Source organism: Nocardiopsis prasina DSM 43845, from assembly GCF_000341265.1.
GTDB classification, from domain to species: Bacteria; Actinomycetota; Actinomycetes; order Streptosporangiales; family Streptosporangiaceae; genus Nocardiopsis; species Nocardiopsis prasina.
This window is the reverse complement of the sequence record NZ_ANAE01000137.1, coordinates 1-14,401: the sequence shown is the minus strand read 5'-3', so window position 1 is coordinate 14,401 and position 14,401 is coordinate 1. Positions and strand designations below refer to the sequence as shown.

General features: G+C 71.8%; 10 protein-coding genes and 1 pseudogene. 9 read left to right on the top strand and 2 right to left on the bottom strand.

The window, feature by feature from the left end; translation table 11 throughout:
• Positions 1 to 49 precede the first annotated feature (49 nt).
• Positions 50 to 2,146: a serine/threonine-protein kinase gene (locus D452_RS0115015; RefSeq protein WP_017544976.1), complete on the top strand. Its 2,097-nt coding sequence runs from the start codon at positions 50 to 52 to the stop codon at positions 2,144 to 2,146.
• Positions 2,147 to 2,224: 78 nt separating this feature from the next.
• On the opposite strand, the gene D452_RS0115010 is transcribed toward D452_RS0115015, so the two are convergent.
• Complete coding sequence (locus D452_RS0115010) at positions 2,225 to 2,824, bottom strand: uridine kinase family protein (protein WP_017544975.1); 600 nt, start codon at positions 2,822 to 2,824, stop codon at positions 2,225 to 2,227.
• 135 nt (positions 2,825 to 2,959) lie between these two features.
• On the opposite strand from D452_RS0115010, the pseudogene D452_RS28335 reads away from it, so the two are divergent.
• From D452_RS28335 to D452_RS0114970, 8 genes and pseudogenes are all read left to right on the top strand, one after another.
• Positions 2,960 to 4,118, top strand: a pseudogene (locus D452_RS28335) (ROK family transcriptional regulator).
• 247 nt (positions 4,119 to 4,365) lie between these two features.
• On the top strand, positions 4,366 to 5,514 hold the full coding sequence (locus D452_RS0115000) for an ABC transporter substrate-binding protein (RefSeq protein WP_017544972.1): 1,149 nt from the start codon (positions 4,366 to 4,368) through the stop codon (positions 5,512 to 5,514).
• 119 nt (positions 5,515 to 5,633) lie between these two features.
• The gene (locus D452_RS0114995) at positions 5,634 to 6,434 is read left to right on the top strand and encodes an ATP-binding cassette domain-containing protein (protein WP_017544971.1); all 801 of its coding nucleotides are present in this window, start codon (positions 5,634 to 5,636) and stop codon (positions 6,432 to 6,434) included.
• Positions 6,431 to 7,708 (top strand): sugar ABC transporter permease, encoded by a 1,278-nt coding sequence (locus tag D452_RS0114990; RefSeq protein WP_017544970.1) that lies wholly within the window; start codon positions 6,431 to 6,433, stop codon positions 7,706 to 7,708. Before D452_RS0114995 ends, D452_RS0114990 begins: the two co-directional genes overlap by 4 nt.
• 221 nt (positions 7,709 to 7,929) lie before the next feature.
• Positions 7,930 to 8,400, top strand: a complete 471-nt coding sequence (locus tag D452_RS0114985) for a hypothetical protein (protein WP_017544969.1) — start codon at positions 7,930 to 7,932, stop codon at positions 8,398 to 8,400.
• Between the two features lie 65 nt (positions 8,401 to 8,465).
• Entirely contained in the window at positions 8,466 to 9,236 is a 771-nt protein-coding gene (locus D452_RS0114980; protein WP_017544968.1) for a sulfite exporter TauE/SafE family protein, read from the top strand.
• 285 nt (positions 9,237 to 9,521) lie between these two features.
• Complete coding sequence (dxs, locus tag D452_RS0114975; RefSeq protein WP_026129329.1) at positions 9,522 to 11,450, top strand: 1-deoxy-D-xylulose-5-phosphate synthase; 1,929 nt, start codon at positions 9,522 to 9,524, stop codon at positions 11,448 to 11,450.
• A gap of 54 nt (positions 11,451 to 11,504) precedes the next feature.
• Complete coding sequence (locus D452_RS0114970) at positions 11,505 to 12,896, top strand: FAD-dependent oxidoreductase (RefSeq protein ID WP_017544966.1); 1,392 nt, start codon at positions 11,505 to 11,507, stop codon at positions 12,894 to 12,896.
• A 1-nt stretch (position 12,897) separates the two neighbouring features.
• Here D452_RS0114970 and D452_RS0114965 read toward each other — a convergent pair whose 3' ends face one another.
• On the bottom strand, positions 12,898 to 13,743 hold the full coding sequence (locus D452_RS0114965; RefSeq protein WP_017544965.1) for a neutral zinc metallopeptidase: 846 nt from the start codon (positions 13,741 to 13,743) through the stop codon (positions 12,898 to 12,900).
• Positions 13,744 to 14,401: the final 658 nt, after the last annotated feature.

The window sequence follows — 14,401 nt, the reverse complement described above, 5'->3', positions numbered from 1 at the left end:
GACACGGGCCCCGCTCGGGCGACACGACAAGAGAAGGAAGGACGCGCTCGTGGACGAGACCACGGACTTGACGCCCGCCCCCCGCGCGGTCGGTCCGTACACCCTGACGCGATCGCTGGGCAGGGGCGGCTTCGGGGAGGTGTTCCTCGGCGAGGCCGGGGACGGCACCCGAGCCGCCGTCAAGCTCCTGCACGCCAACTGGTCCGGCGACGCGGACATGCGGCGCCGCTTCGCGGCCGAGGTGGAGCAGGCCCGCCGGGTGAGCGGGTTCTGCATCGCGGAGATCCTGGACGCGGACCCCGACGCCGCCCAGCCGTGGATCGCCACCGAGTTCATCGACGGCCCCACGCTCCACCGGGCCGTGACCGTCGAGGGACCGCGCACCGGAGCCGAGCTCCAGCGCCTGGCCATCGCCACGGCCACCGCGCTCGCGGCCATCCACGCGGCGGGCGTGGTGCACCGGGACCTGAAGCCGGACAACATCATGCTCGCTCCGGACGGGCCCCGGGTGATCGACTTCGGGATCGCCCGCGCCGTGGAGTCCACCTCCGTGACCGCGAGCGGCATCGTCGGCACGGTCGGGTACATGGCCCCCGAACAGCTGGAGGGCATGCGCCTCACCGCGGCCGTGGACGTCTTCTCCTGGGCCTCGGTACTGGTGTTCGCCGGCACCGGCAGGGACGCCTTCCACGGTCCCACCCAGGCCGCGCGCATCGCCAAGGTGCTCTCCGGGGAACCCGACACGGGCGACCTGTCGGGGCCCCTGCTGGGCACGATCCTGGCTTGCCTGGACAAGAACCCGAAGCGGCGCCCCGACGCGCCCGCCCTGCTCCACCACCTGGTCGCGGGTACCGTTCCCACCCCCGACGGCCGGACCGCGGACCAGGGCGCTGCCGGACCGACCCCGACCCCCGAGCCCCCTCCCCACCACGCCGCCGCGCCTCCCTCCGGACGGCCCGCGTACCTCACACCGCCGCCGTCCCTGGTGCGGTCGCAGAACTCCTACGGGCCGCCCGCGCCCGACTCCGACACAGGGGAGGAGGCCCCGCCCTACCGGTTCGCCGGGGTGCGCTTCTCCCGCATCGAGCCCCTGGCCGCGGCCATGCAGGAGCACTGGTCGGAGGCGGTGATGGTACTCGGAGACCCGGCCGAGCGGGCCATGCTCGGGTCCTGGGTCATGAACGACATCAACGACACCAAGGTGGACCGCTCACTGTTCCGCCGCGAGGTCCGGGACGCGAACCTGGCCGTGGCCTCCTTCGTCGCCCAGGCCAGCCCGGACCTGCCACCCCTCTTCCGGGGGCACGAGCTCAGCCTCGCGGGGCTGCGCCAGCTCTTCCACGACCCGCGCCCGCTCATCACCGGCGGTCACGAGGCCAACGAACTCATGCTGTTGGCCCGGCCCCAGCTGCTGCGGCAGATGTCGGAGCACCGGCACGAGGACGCTCCGGAGCTGCGCCGGCTGGCAGAGGACGTCGAGGAGGCCGAGCGGACCGGGATGGCCTTCCACCGGGAGCTGGCGCAGAACCTCAACGGCTGGCGCGGGTTCGAGGGGCGCATGGACCCGGCGCTGGCGCTCACCTTCCTGCTCAACCCCGACCTCATGGTGCCCCCGGACCCGGGGGACATGCCCGGCGCGGCCGACTGGACCAGCGCGCTCTGGTCGCGCGTGGAGCTGGCCTCGGGCGCCCAGCGGGCGGGGTACGCGGCGGCGGTCTACGGCTCGTTGTCGGCCGTCGTGACCCTGATCCGCCAGCGCGGGGTCTGGGCCACGCAGCGGGAGTCGCTGCGACGGGAACACGACTCGTTGGCCGCCGAGGCCACCGAGGCGGGGCAGATCTCCAGGATCAGGTCCGTGTTCGTGGCGGCCGCCATCATCTTCTTCTTCCTGTCCCTCGTCCTGGGTGCGGCGATGAACGGGTCGGGGCTGGGGACGCTGTTCTTCCTGTCCTCGCTCGCGGCGGGGGGAGTCGCTCTGATCATGGTGTTCAGGGAGAACGGGAGCGCCGTTCGCGAGGCACGCGACCTGCGCCTGCGCAACATCCCCCTCCAGGGACAGGCTCTGGCAGCGGGCCTGCGGAGCATGGACGCCGACATCCGCCGCGCACGCGAGCTCTGCTCGCGCCCGCCCCGCAAGGCCTACTGAGGCGGATCGGCTCGGCGGCCACGGGGCCCGGGGAGACCCCGGCCCCGTCCGCACTCCGGATCCGCCTCGGTGTCCGGCTCAGTCGTTGTCGACCAGCAGGTCGGCGCGCTCCCGGGGCGGGTCGTCGGCGTACAGGGTGTCCTCCTGCCGGGCCCACGAGGCACGATGGGGGGCGTACTGCTCCGCGTCCTCACGGCCGTCGAGCCTGCGGGCCCGGGTCCGCGGGTCGGCCTCGACCCACACCAGCAGGTCGGTCAGGTCGCGTACGGGGGCGGCCCCCGAACCGCATCCCTCCACGACCAGGGTGCCCCCGTGATGAAGGAGGTCGGCGGGGAGGCCGACCCACTCCGCGCCGAACTCCGCGTGCTCCCAGTCGTACCGGTGCCAGGCGGGTGCGCGCCCCTCGGCCAGTGGCAGCAGCACCCACTCCCTGAGCAGGGCGGGAGCCTCGGCCAGGCCGTCCCAGCCGGGATACAGGTCCTCCATCGTCAACAGGGCCACCGCCTCTCCCCGGTCGCCCAGGGAACGGCACACCCGGGCTGCCACGGTGCTCTTGCCCGACCCCGAACGCCCCTCCACCGACACGACCCGCACCCGAGGGCCCCTCCGGACGGCCCCCAGAACGGTCCCGGCCACGTACTCCGCCCACCCGGGACGGTCGGTGCTCACCCTCGCCATGACAACGAACCTAGGGCACACGCGCCCCGGCCCCGCCGCGACGGTGACTCCGGGGTCCGCCTCCCCGTTCAATGCTTGTAACATTCGACCGAACAACGCCAGAGCGAGCGGACCGACGGAGTGAAGGGGCACGTGGTGACCGAGACCGGCACGACCCCCGGATCCCAGTCAGCGCTGCGGGAGGCCAACGAGCGCCGCGTTGTGGACGTGCTGCGCCGGGACGGCACCCGCACGCAGGCCGAACTCGCCCGCGCCACGGGGCTGTCGGCGGCCAGCGTCTCCAACATCGTCCGCGGCCTGCGCGCCGCCGGGACCGTGTCGGTGCGCGACGCCTCCTCCAACGGACGCAGGGCCCGGGCGGTCACACTGTTGCGTCCCCCGGGCACGGTCGTCGCCGTGGAGTTCGAAACCGACCGCGTTCGCGTGGCGGTGGGCGACAGCGAGGGCAACCTGCTGGCCCGCGAGTCCATTGCCTACGAGGTGGCCGCCGACGCCGAGCGCGCCGTCCGCCGGGCCGCCTGGCTGACCGAGACCACCCTGTTGGGCGCCCGGATCGACCTGGGCACCGTGGCCTCCGTGGTGGCCTCCGTGCCGGGGCCGATCGCCCCCGACACCGGCGAGGTCGGCGCCATCTCCTGCCTGGCCCGGTGGGCGGGCTTTCGCCCCGCNCCGCGCCCTGCCAGTGCGGGCCGAGAACGACGCCAACCTCGCCGTGGTGGCCGAACGCGAACTGGGCGCCGCGCAGGGCGCGCACCACGTCATCCAGCTGGTCCTTGGCGAGGGCGTCGGGGCGGGCATCGTCATGTCCGGCCAGCTCTTCCGGGGCGCGGGCGGCACCGCGGGGGAGATCGGGCACATCGGTCTGGACCCGCGCGGGCAGGTGTGTCGCTGCGGCAACCGGGGCTGTCTGGAGACCTTCGTGGGCACCGGGTACCTGCTGAACATGCTGCCCCGGACCTACGACCTCGCTCCCGGCACGGACCGTACCCGCCTGCGGGAGGTGGTCGCCTCCGCGCTGGGGGAGGACCCCGGCAGCCGCCGCATCATCGCGGAGGCCGGAAGCGCCCTGGGGCAGGGGGTGGCGATCATGGCCAACCTGTTCAACCCGGACCGCGTGGTGGTCGGCGGTGACCTGGCCGGTGCGGGTGACCTCCTGCTGGATCCCATGCGCCGGGCGATGGAGATGGGGACCCTGGGCGGTGCCCTGGCTCAGCTCGAACTGGAGACCACCGCCCTGGGCGAGGACGCGGCGATCCGCGGCGCACTGCTCACGGCCGCTCACAGCCTGCGCTGATTGCTGGCCCGTTCGTTCTCCCCTGTGAAGATCTTTCACACGGGTGTGCCGCACGCTCCGCACAGCGCCCGCCTCGTGCACAAGCGTCCTGGCCTGCACCTTTTTTGATTTCAGCTCATGAACTCAAGACTCGTAATGTTTCGGTTATGTGTTCAACAGTTGACGGCAAGGTGGACGCGGGGTTCTACTTCACACCATCGATCGCGCATTCTCATCCGCGCTGGTTCCGCAAGAGAGGCCCCCCGCGTTGACCACAAGACGCTCCCCACTCCGCCGCCCCACCGCCACCCTGGGCGTCGCTGCCGCCGGTGCGGCCCTGGCCCTGTTCGCCACCGCCTGCGGTTCGCTCACCACTGACGACTCCGCCGGTGAGACCCAGACCCACAGCATCGAGGAGGGCTTCCACGTCGGTCTGCTGCTCCCCGAGCTCCAGACGGCCCGCTACGAGGCCTTCGACAAGCCCTACTTCGAGGAGGCGCTGGAGAACCTCTGCCCCAACTGCGAGCTCTCCTACGCCAACGCCGACCAGGACGTCGACGAACAGCAGACCCAGGCGCAGGCGATGCTGACCGCCGGGGTCGACGTCCTCGTGCTGGGCGCCGTCGACTCCGAGGCCGCCGCCGGAACCGTGAACGAGGCCCGCGGCCAGGGGGTGCCGGTCGTGGCCTACGACCGACTCGCCCAGGGCGGCGTCGACATGTACGTCTCCTTCGACAACTTCCGGGTCGGCCAGGTCCAGGCCGAGGCACTGGTCGGCGCCCTCGAACAGGAGGGAACCGCCGGTGACGGCCAGATCGTCGTGATCAACGGTTCGCCGACCGACCCCAACGCGGGCGACTTCAAGGCGGGCGCCCACGAGATCTTCGAGGGCCAGGTCGAGATCGGGCAGGAGTTCGACACCCCCGACTGGTCCCCGGACGAGGCCAACAGCCAGATGGAGGGTGCCATCACCTCCCTCGGCCTGGACGAGATCGTCGGTGTCTACTCGGCCAACGACGGCATGGCGGCGGGCATCATCTCCGCCCTGCGCAGCGCCGGCGTCTCCGTGGAGGACCTTCCCCCCGTCACCGGTCAGGACGCCGAGCTGCACGGCATCCAGCGGATCGTCTCCGGTGAGCAGTACATGACCGTCTACAAGGCCATCCGCCCCGAGGCCGAGATCGCCGCCGCCATGGCCGTCTCCCTGGCCACCGGCGACGACCTCGAATCCGGCGAGCACACCGTCACCGAGGTCGAGGACGCCGACGGTGAGATGGTCGACTCGATCCTGCTCGACCCGGTCGCGGTCACCGTCGACGACATCGCCGACACGGTCGTCTCCGACGGTTTCTACACCATCGAGCAGATCTGCACCGCCGACTACGCCGACTTCGACTTCTGCAAGGAAGCCCTCTAGCCAGGCCCCACGTCCGGGCCGCCCCACCGTCCGAGGCGGCCCGGACGCGACGCCCCGCGAGGCCGGGCCGCGCGCGGAGCAACCGGCCCCCGTCGGGGGCGAGAGAGAGAAACAGGCACATGAGTACACCCGTCCTGGAACTGTCCGGGATCTCCAAGACCTTCGGGGCCGTCAAGGCCCTCTCCGAGGTCGACTTCCAGGTCGACCCCGGGGAGGTGGTCGCCCTGCTCGGGGACAACGGCGCGGGCAAGTCGACCCTCGTCAAGGTCATCGCCGGGGCACACCCGGCCGACAGCGGCGGTACCGTCCACTGGGACGGCACGCCGGTCACCATCGGGGCGCCCGCCGACGCCCAACGCCTCGGGATCGCCACCATCTACCAGGACCTCGCGCTGTGCGACAACCTGGACATCGTCGGCAACCTCTTCCTGGGCAACGAGCGACTCCACTTCCCCGGCACGCTCGACGAGGTCGAGATGGAACGGCGGGCCGTGGAGCTCCTCGACTCCCTGTCGGTGAGCATCCCCGACCTGCGCGTGCCCGTGGCCGCCCTCTCCGGCGGCCAGCGGCAGATCATCGCCATCGCCCGGTCCCTCCTGGGCCAGCCCCGCGTGGTCATGCTCGACGAACCCACCGCGGCGCTGGGCGTGGCCCAGACCGCCCAGGTCCTCGACCTCATCGAGCGCCTGCGCGACCAGGGCCTGGGTGTGGTCCTGATCAGCCACAACATGGCCGACGTCCGCGCCGTCGCCGACCGGGCGGTCGTGCTCCGCCTCGGCCGCAACGCGGGCGACTTCCCCATCGCCTCGACCAGTTACGAGGAGATCGTGGCCGCCATCACCGGCGCCTCGGACAACCCGGTGACCCGTCGATCCACCCGTACCGGCTCATCGGCCACGGCCACGAAGGACAAGGAATGAGCCAGCAGACACACGTCTCCCAGGGCGACGACACCTCCGTTGCGGCGAGCGGCCCCCGGCGCGACCCCCGCCTGCTGGCCACCGTCGCCTCGCCCGGCGGGTGGCTCCGGGCCCTGCGCCGCAACCTCCGGGGCGGAGAGCTGGGCGCGGCTCCGGTCATCGTCGGCCTCCTGCTGATCGCCGTCGTCTTCCAGTCGATGAACGACCGGTTCCTGTCCCCGCAGAACCTGTCCAACCTCACCGTGCAGATCGCCGCGATCGGCCTCATGACCACCGGCGTCATCATGGTCCTGCTGCTCGGGGAGATCGACCTGTCGATCGGTTCGGTCGCCGGGCTGTCCGCCGGGGTGCTGGCGGTCCTCGCGGTCCGGCACGGCTGGTCCGAGTGGGCGGCCATCGGCGCGGCCGTGGGCGTCGGCCTCCTGGTGGGCCTGCTCCACGGGTTCGTCTTCGCGAAGATGGGCGTACCGGCCTTCGTGGTCACCCTCGCGGGCCTGCTCGGCTGGCAGGGCGTGCACCTGTACCTGATGGGCGGCGACGGGAGCATCAACACCAGCTCCAGCGGCCCCATCGCGATGCTCACCCAGACCTACTTCGTCCCGGTCGTGGGCTGGTTCCTGGTCCTGGTGGCCCTCGCCCTCTACCTGGTGTCCGTACTGGTCGTCGAGGGCAGACGCCGTTCGGTGGGCCTGCCCTACAAGCCGGTGACCGAGGTGCTGTTCCGGACCCTCCTGCTGGCCCTGCCGCTGGCGGGCGGCGTGTGGGTGCTCAACCAGTACAAGGGCGTGCCGCTGGCCTTCCTCATCTTCGTGGGTTTCGTGGTGGTGCTGGACCTGGTGCTGCGCAAGACCCGCTACGGCCGCATGGTCTACGCCGTGGGAGGCAGTTCGGAGGCCGCGCGCCGGGCCGGGATCAACGTGGACCTCATCCGGATCTCCGTCTTCGGGATCGCCTCCACCCTGGCGGCCCTCGGCGGCGTCATGCTGGTGTCCCGCAACTTCGCGGCCAGCGTGTCCACCGGTGGCGGCGCCGAACTGATGATGGCCATCGCGGCGGCGGTGATCGGCGGCACCAGCCTGTTCGGCGGGCGCGGCAACGCCTACTCGGCCCTGCTCGGCGGCCTGGTGCTGGGCGCCATCACCTCGGGCCTGCTGCTGCTCCAGATGGACACCTCGGTGCGCTTCATGATCACGGCGGCCGTCCTGCTGATCGCGGTCGTGCTCGACGCGCTCTCGCGTCGGGGACGCAAGACCCACGCCAGGGGCGGTGCCTAGCCAGCCCCCACCTCGTTCCACTCCCGAAGCGGCGGACCCGGGTCCGCCGAAGGGCCCGGGCCGGTTCCACTCCCACCGGTCCGGGCCCCGCCGCGTGCGCGGACCGTGTGTGTCGCTTTGTCGGCTTCGTGCGGGAGGGTGTGTTGTGCGTGGGCTGATCCGCGACGCTGCTCCGGAGCGGGGGAGCGCTCCACGAATCCGAAGTCTCCCCGGCCCGGCCGATGCCAGCCGCGCCGGCCTGCGCGGACGGGGGAACCGCGCCCGAGGTGGACTGGGTGGGGTGCCTGGACGAGCCCGCGCGTTCGGTGGACCAACGCCTGAAGCTGGCGGCGTGGGCGGAGCTGTTCGCCCGGGGCGGCGGCCGCGTGCTCCGCCACCGGGTCACCCCCGACGACCTGGTGTCCCTGAGGGCCGACCACGAACTGGTCGTCATCGCGGCCGGTCGCGGCGAACTCGCCGGGGTCTTCCCCCGCGACGAGCGCCGCCACGCACGGCAGGTCACCGCGTGGAGCAGGGTGATGCTCACCGGGCCGCACCACGTGGGGGAGCTGTACCGCCCGGCGGACCGGCACCCGCCCACCGCCGACCGGTTCGCCAACTCCTTCGGCGACCCCGCCGGGCTCATCGACTGGTTCCTGCACCCGGAGCGGGCGACGGCCTACGTGGACGGCGTGCGACGGACGTGTCGATGACGTCGTCCCATCTCCCTATCTCCTAATCCCGATCGGGCTGAGGGGGATATAACGTCGTCCCCCTCATGTTCGCTGATCTCCTCACACCCACCGCCCACGCCCTGTTCGGGCAGATCGACGCCTGGGTCTTCCTCCTGGTGGCGGCCACCGCCGTCCTGGCCGGAGCGGCCGTCCAGAGCATGGTCGGACTCGGCCTCGGACTGGTCGCCGCCCCGGTGATCTCCTTCCTCGACCCCACGCTCATGCCCGGCTCGCTCCTGATCGCCGTGATCATCCTGCCGATGTTCACCCTCCTCCAGGAGTGGCGCCACGTGGACTGGCGCGGCCTCGCCTGGGGGCTGCCCGCCCGGTTGCCCGGCACCGTCCTGGCGGTGTGGGTGGTGGCGGTCCTCGAACCCCGCGCCCTCGCCGCGGTGGTCGGAGTCATGGTGCTCGTGGCCGTCGCCCTGACCGTGCGGTCCTTCCGGGTGCGCATCACCCCGGTGTCCCTGGTCGCGGCGGGCACCCTCTCCGGGTTCGCGGGCACCGCCACCTCCGTGGGCGGACCACCCATGGCCCTGCTCTACCAGCACGAACCACCCGAGCGAGTGCGGGCCACCCTGGCCGGGTTCTTCCTGCTCGGCGGTGCCCTCTCCCTGCTCTCCCTCGGGATCGGCGGGCAGCTGGACGCTCGTACCGCCGCCGCGGGGATCGCCGCCATCCCCTGTGTGGGCCTCGGCTTCCTGGTCGGCAACCGGGTCCGTCGTTGGGTCGAACCGGGGCGTATGCGGACGGCCCTGCTGTGTGTGGTGACCGTCTCCGCGATAGGCCTCCTCACACAGGCCGCGCTCGGCTAGCCTCGGCAACTCGGGTGGTCTGCGGTAAAGCCGCTCCCAAGAGGGAGTAATCTACGCCGAAACCTCCGTGGCGGGAGTCGTCCCGGCGGAGTCCGCCGGAATCGATCACGCCCTTATGTCGGGGGTACCGTCAAATCCGTAGCCTCTGGGGCGACGCCGGGTGTGACCCGGGGGCGAAGGCCCATAAACTCGGGTATACCTGCCGGTAGCCAAGCTCGGCCCACGTCAGGGGCCGGAGCGGGCATACGTAACGTGGACACGCTGGACGAGGGGACTGACGAGACAGTGACACTGTTCGAGTCGATACACAATCCGGAAGCGCTCAAGAAGCTCCCGGCCGACCAGCTCCCTGCGCTGGCCCGGGAGATCAGGGACTTCCTGGTCGACTCCTGCTCCCAGACCGGGGGACACCTCGGCCCCAGCCTCGGCGTCGTCGAGCTGAGCATCGCGCTGCACCGGGTCTTCGACTCACCGAAGGACCCCATCCTCTTCGACACCGGGCACCAGGCCTACGCGCACAAGGTCCTCACGGGCCGCCACGACTTCAGCGACCTGAAGTCGGAGGGCGGCCTGTCCGGCTACCCCTCCCGCGCCGAGTCCGAGCACGACTTCATCGAGAACTCCCACGCCTCCACATCGCTGTCCTACGCCGACGGCATGGCCAAGGCCAACGAGGTCCAGGGCCGCACCGACCGGACCGTGGTCGCCGTCATCGGAGACGGCGCCCTCACCGGCGGCATGGCCTGGGAGGCCCTCAACAACATCGCCGAGCGCAAGAACCGGCGCCTGGTCGTCGTCGTCAACGACAATGGCCGCTCCTACTCGCCCACGAGGGGCGGCCTGGCCGACCACCTCTCCTCGCTGCGCATGGCCCCCGGCTACGAGCAGGCCCTGGACCTGGCCAAGAACACCCTCAACCGCACCCCGGTGGTCGGACAGCCCCTCTACGAGGCCCTGCACGGCCTCAAGAAGGGCCTCAAGGACACCATCCAGCCGCAGATGATGTTCGAGGACCTCGGCCTGAAGTACCTCGGCCCCATCGACGGACACGACGAGCCCGCCGTGGAGAAGGCCCTGCGCCGGGCCCGCGATTTCGGCGGACCGGTGATCGTCCACGTCATCACCCAGAAGGGCAAGGGCTACGCCCCGGCCGAGAACCACGACGAGGACCAGTTCCACGCCCCCGGCCCGTTCGACATCGACACCGGTGCGGCCAAACCCGGCCCCAAGGTCGAGAAGTGGACGTCGGTCTTCGCCGAGACCATGGTGGAACTGGGCGGCGAGCGCGAGGACATCGTCGGCATCACCGCCGCGATGCTCCACCCCACCGGCCTCAACAAGTTCGCCGACGCCTACCCGGACCGCGTCTTCGACGTCGGTATCGCCGAACAGCACGCCGCCACCGCCGCCACCGGCATGGCGATGAACGGCCTGCACCCGGTGGTCGCCGTCTACGCGACCTTCCTCAACCGCTGTTTCGACCAGGTGCTGATGGACGCCGCCCTGCACCGCCAGGGCGTCACCTTCTGCCTGGACCGCGCGGGCGTCACGGGCAACGACGGCGCCAGCCACAACGGCATGTGGGACATGTCCATCCTCCAGGTGGTCCCCGGGCTCCGGCTGGCCGCACCGCGTGACGCGGTCCGGCTGCGCGCCCTGCTGCGCGAGGCCGTGGCCGTCGACGACGCCCCCACCGTCGTGCGCTACCCCAAGGGCGCGGTGGCCGAGGAGCTCACCGAGATCGGCAAGGTCGGCAGCATGGACCTGCTGCGCCGCGCCACCGACGGCGGCCACGGCAAGGACCTCCTCATCGTCGGGGCGGGCACCATGGCGCAGGTCGCCTGCGAGGTGGCCGACCGCATGGCCGACCAGGGCATCGGCGTCACGGTCATCGACCCCCGCTGGGTCAAGCCGCTGGACGAGGCCCTGGTGGCCGAGGCCGCCGAGCACTCCGTGGTGGCGGTCGTCGAGGACAACGGCCGCACCGGCGCCGTCGGCGACGCCGTGGCCCGCCTGCTGCGCGACCACGACGTGGACGTGCCCGTGCGGACCTTCGGCATCGAGCAGGAGTTCCTCGACCACGCCAAGCGCGACCGCATCCTCCAGCAGCAGGGGCTGACCCCGCAGGAACTGTCCCGCAAGCTCACGGAAACCGTCTCCCGCCACACCGAGCTGGGCGGAACCCGGCCCGAACTGGCTGACGAGAAGGCCTGACCCACACCCTCCTGGCAGCACTGGATCTGACTCCGGTGCTGCCAGAATGGGTTCATGACCGACCAGCCCGACGCCCAGGACGAGACTCCGCTCAGGGTGGCCGTGATCGGCTCCGGCCCGGCCGGGGTCTACGCCGCGGACGCCCTCACCCGCCAGCGCCGCGTACCGGTCCGGGTCGACATCGTGGACCGGCTGCCCACCCCCTACGGCCTCGTCCGCTACGGGGTGGCCCCCGACCACACCAAGATCAAGGGCGTGGCGCGGACGCTGCGCAGGGTCCTGGAGCACCCGCACGTGCGGTTCGTCGGCGGGGTCGAGTTCGGCACCGACCTCACGCGCGCCGACCTGTCGCGCTCCCACCACGCCGTCGTCTACGCCACCGGCGCCAGTGTGGACCGGCGCATGGGCGTACCCGGTGAGGACCTGCCCGGCAGCGTCGCCGCCACGGACTTCGTCAACTGGTACTGCGGGCACCCCGACAACCAGTGGGAGGACTTCGGCCTCGACGCCGAGGAGGTCGCGGTGGTCGGCGCGGGCAACGTCGCCCTCGACGTCGTGCGCGTCCTGGCCAAGACCGCCGACGAACTCCGGCACACGGACATCCCGCAGACGGTCCTGGAGGCGCTCGCCGCCAGCCGGGTGCGTACGATCCACCTCCTGGCCCGCCGGGGTCCGCTCCAGGCCAAGTTCACCGCGCCCGAACTCCGCGACCTGCTGGAGCTTCCCGGTGTGGACGTCGTGGTGCGCCCCGAACAGGTGGACATCGACCTCACCGAGATCGGTACCCGGAGCCCCGAACTGCGCGAGGTCTCCCGGGCGGCGCGCACCAACCTGCGGCTCCTGCGGGAACTGGCCGAGCGTGCTCCCGAGGGGCGTCCACGCCGCGTCGAACTGCGTTTTTGGACCCGGCCCGAGGAGATCCTGGGTACGGGCCGGGTGAACGGCCTGCGCGTCGAGCACACCCGGCTCGACCCCCAGGGCCGCCTGGAGGGAACCGGCGAGCACGAGGTCCTGGACGTCGGCATGGTGCTGCGATCGGTCGGGTACGTCGGTGTGCCCCTCGAAGGCGTGCCCTTCGATCCCGGTGCCAGGACGGTGCCGCACGAGGCGGGCCGGGTGCTGGACGCCCGTGGAAGGCCGGTGCCCGGCGACTACGTGGCCGGGTGGATCAAACGCGGTGCCACCGGGGTGATCGGCACGAACAAGTCGGACGCCGCGGGGACCGTCCGCGCACTTCTGGAGGACGCCCCGCTGCTCCGCGCGTCCGTTCCCGAACCCGTCGCCCTGGAGCGGGTCCTGGACGACCGCGGGCTGCGGCACAGCGACTACGAGGGCTGGCTGCGCATCGACACCGCCGAGGCCGGCCACGCGGCCGACCTGGACCGGGGGGAACGCGTGAAGTTCAGGGACTGGGACGCCTACCGGAGGATCCTGGGGCAGGACTGAGTCAGGTGACGTCCCCGGCGGAGGCGTCGTAGGTGTTGCAGCCGCCCACCGTCGGGCTGGTGTAGCCCGACTCCAGCCAGTACGCGCGGTTGGCCGCGCTGCCGTGGGTGTCCAGGTCGCCACCGCCGTTGAAGTGCAGGTTGACCACGTCCAGGGCGTCGCCCTCGGGGTCGGTCAGGCCGCGCAGCCCCACCCCGGCCATGCACTCGGCCTGGAGTTCCGTGCGGCGCAGGGTGTCCAGTTCGTCGGCCTCGCTGCCCGCGCTGCGACGCAGGTCGTGGGAGATGCTGAGGATGCCGGTCGCGTACTGCACGTGGTGGGCGTACTCGTGGCCCATCAGCGCGAGCCACACGTCCGCCTGGTGGGTGTCGGGGATCTGCTCGCCGACCTGGCGCACGTTCGGCAGGACCACGGTGATCAGGCCCCGGTCGCTCTCGTAGTAGGCCAGGGTGAAGGAGTCCTCGCTGTCCGTCTCCAGGGACTCGTCGGTGACGGTGATCTCGGGCAGTTCGGGGTCCAGGCCGAGCTCGTCCATGACCGGCGCCCACAGTTCGTTCAGGCAGGTCCCGGCCTCGTTGGCGAACGCCTCCCAGGAGTCGTCCGAGTCGGTCCGCAGTTCCGGCAGGCCGCAGTCGACGGGCTCGGGCATGGGCACGTCGTAGATCGGGTGGTCGACGAGGTCGACCTGCCCCGGGTTCGGCTGGGCGTGCAGGGCGCTGTCGTAGAACGACGCCAGGTCGGTGCCACCGGTGGACACCTCCTCCTGCGGGGTGTTCACCGCGATGACCACGCTGGCGACGAGCGCGACCAGGGCGACCGAGGCCGCCGAGAACGCACCCACCAGCACCGCCCGGCCCCTGTCACGCGGAGGCCGTGGCGGCGTCCCCCACTGCGGAGGGCCCTGGTGCCACTGCGGCTGCGGGAAGTGCCCGGGACGCTGGTGGGGAGGCGCCCCTGGCGGAACGGTGCCGGGGAACCGCGCCGTGCGGGGCTGTCCCGTCCACCCGGGAGCCTGGTGGGTCGGCTGGGGCCACCACTGGCGTTGCGGGACCTGCGTCCCGTGCGGTGCGGCATGGCCCGGAGCGGCCTGTGGTCCCGGAGGTGCCCACGCCGCCTGCGTGGCGTGCGTCGGCTGGGGCCCGTACGTCGGATTGATCGGCGCTTGGTGACCGGAGTGCGGAGGCTGTCCCTGCGGGGTCCCGGGCGCCTGGTGGCCCGGAGCCACGGGCGGGCCCGGCACCGGCCGGGGGCGCTGGTCCTGCGGCGCCTGGGTGGGTCTCAGGTGCCCCTGCGGCGCCTGAGGCGCCCGGGGTGCGTGGTTCTGCGCGGGCGGGAGCCCCTGAGGCTCCTGTGGTGCCTGTGGGGCGATTCCGCGTTCCTGGTGTGCCTGTGATCCGGGAGACTCCTGGGGCGAGGTGGACTGCCCCGGTTGCTGACTCTGTGCTGGAGGCGGACCCGTTGGTACCTGGGGGACCTGTGGTCTTTGTGACGCGTGCGGCTGCTGG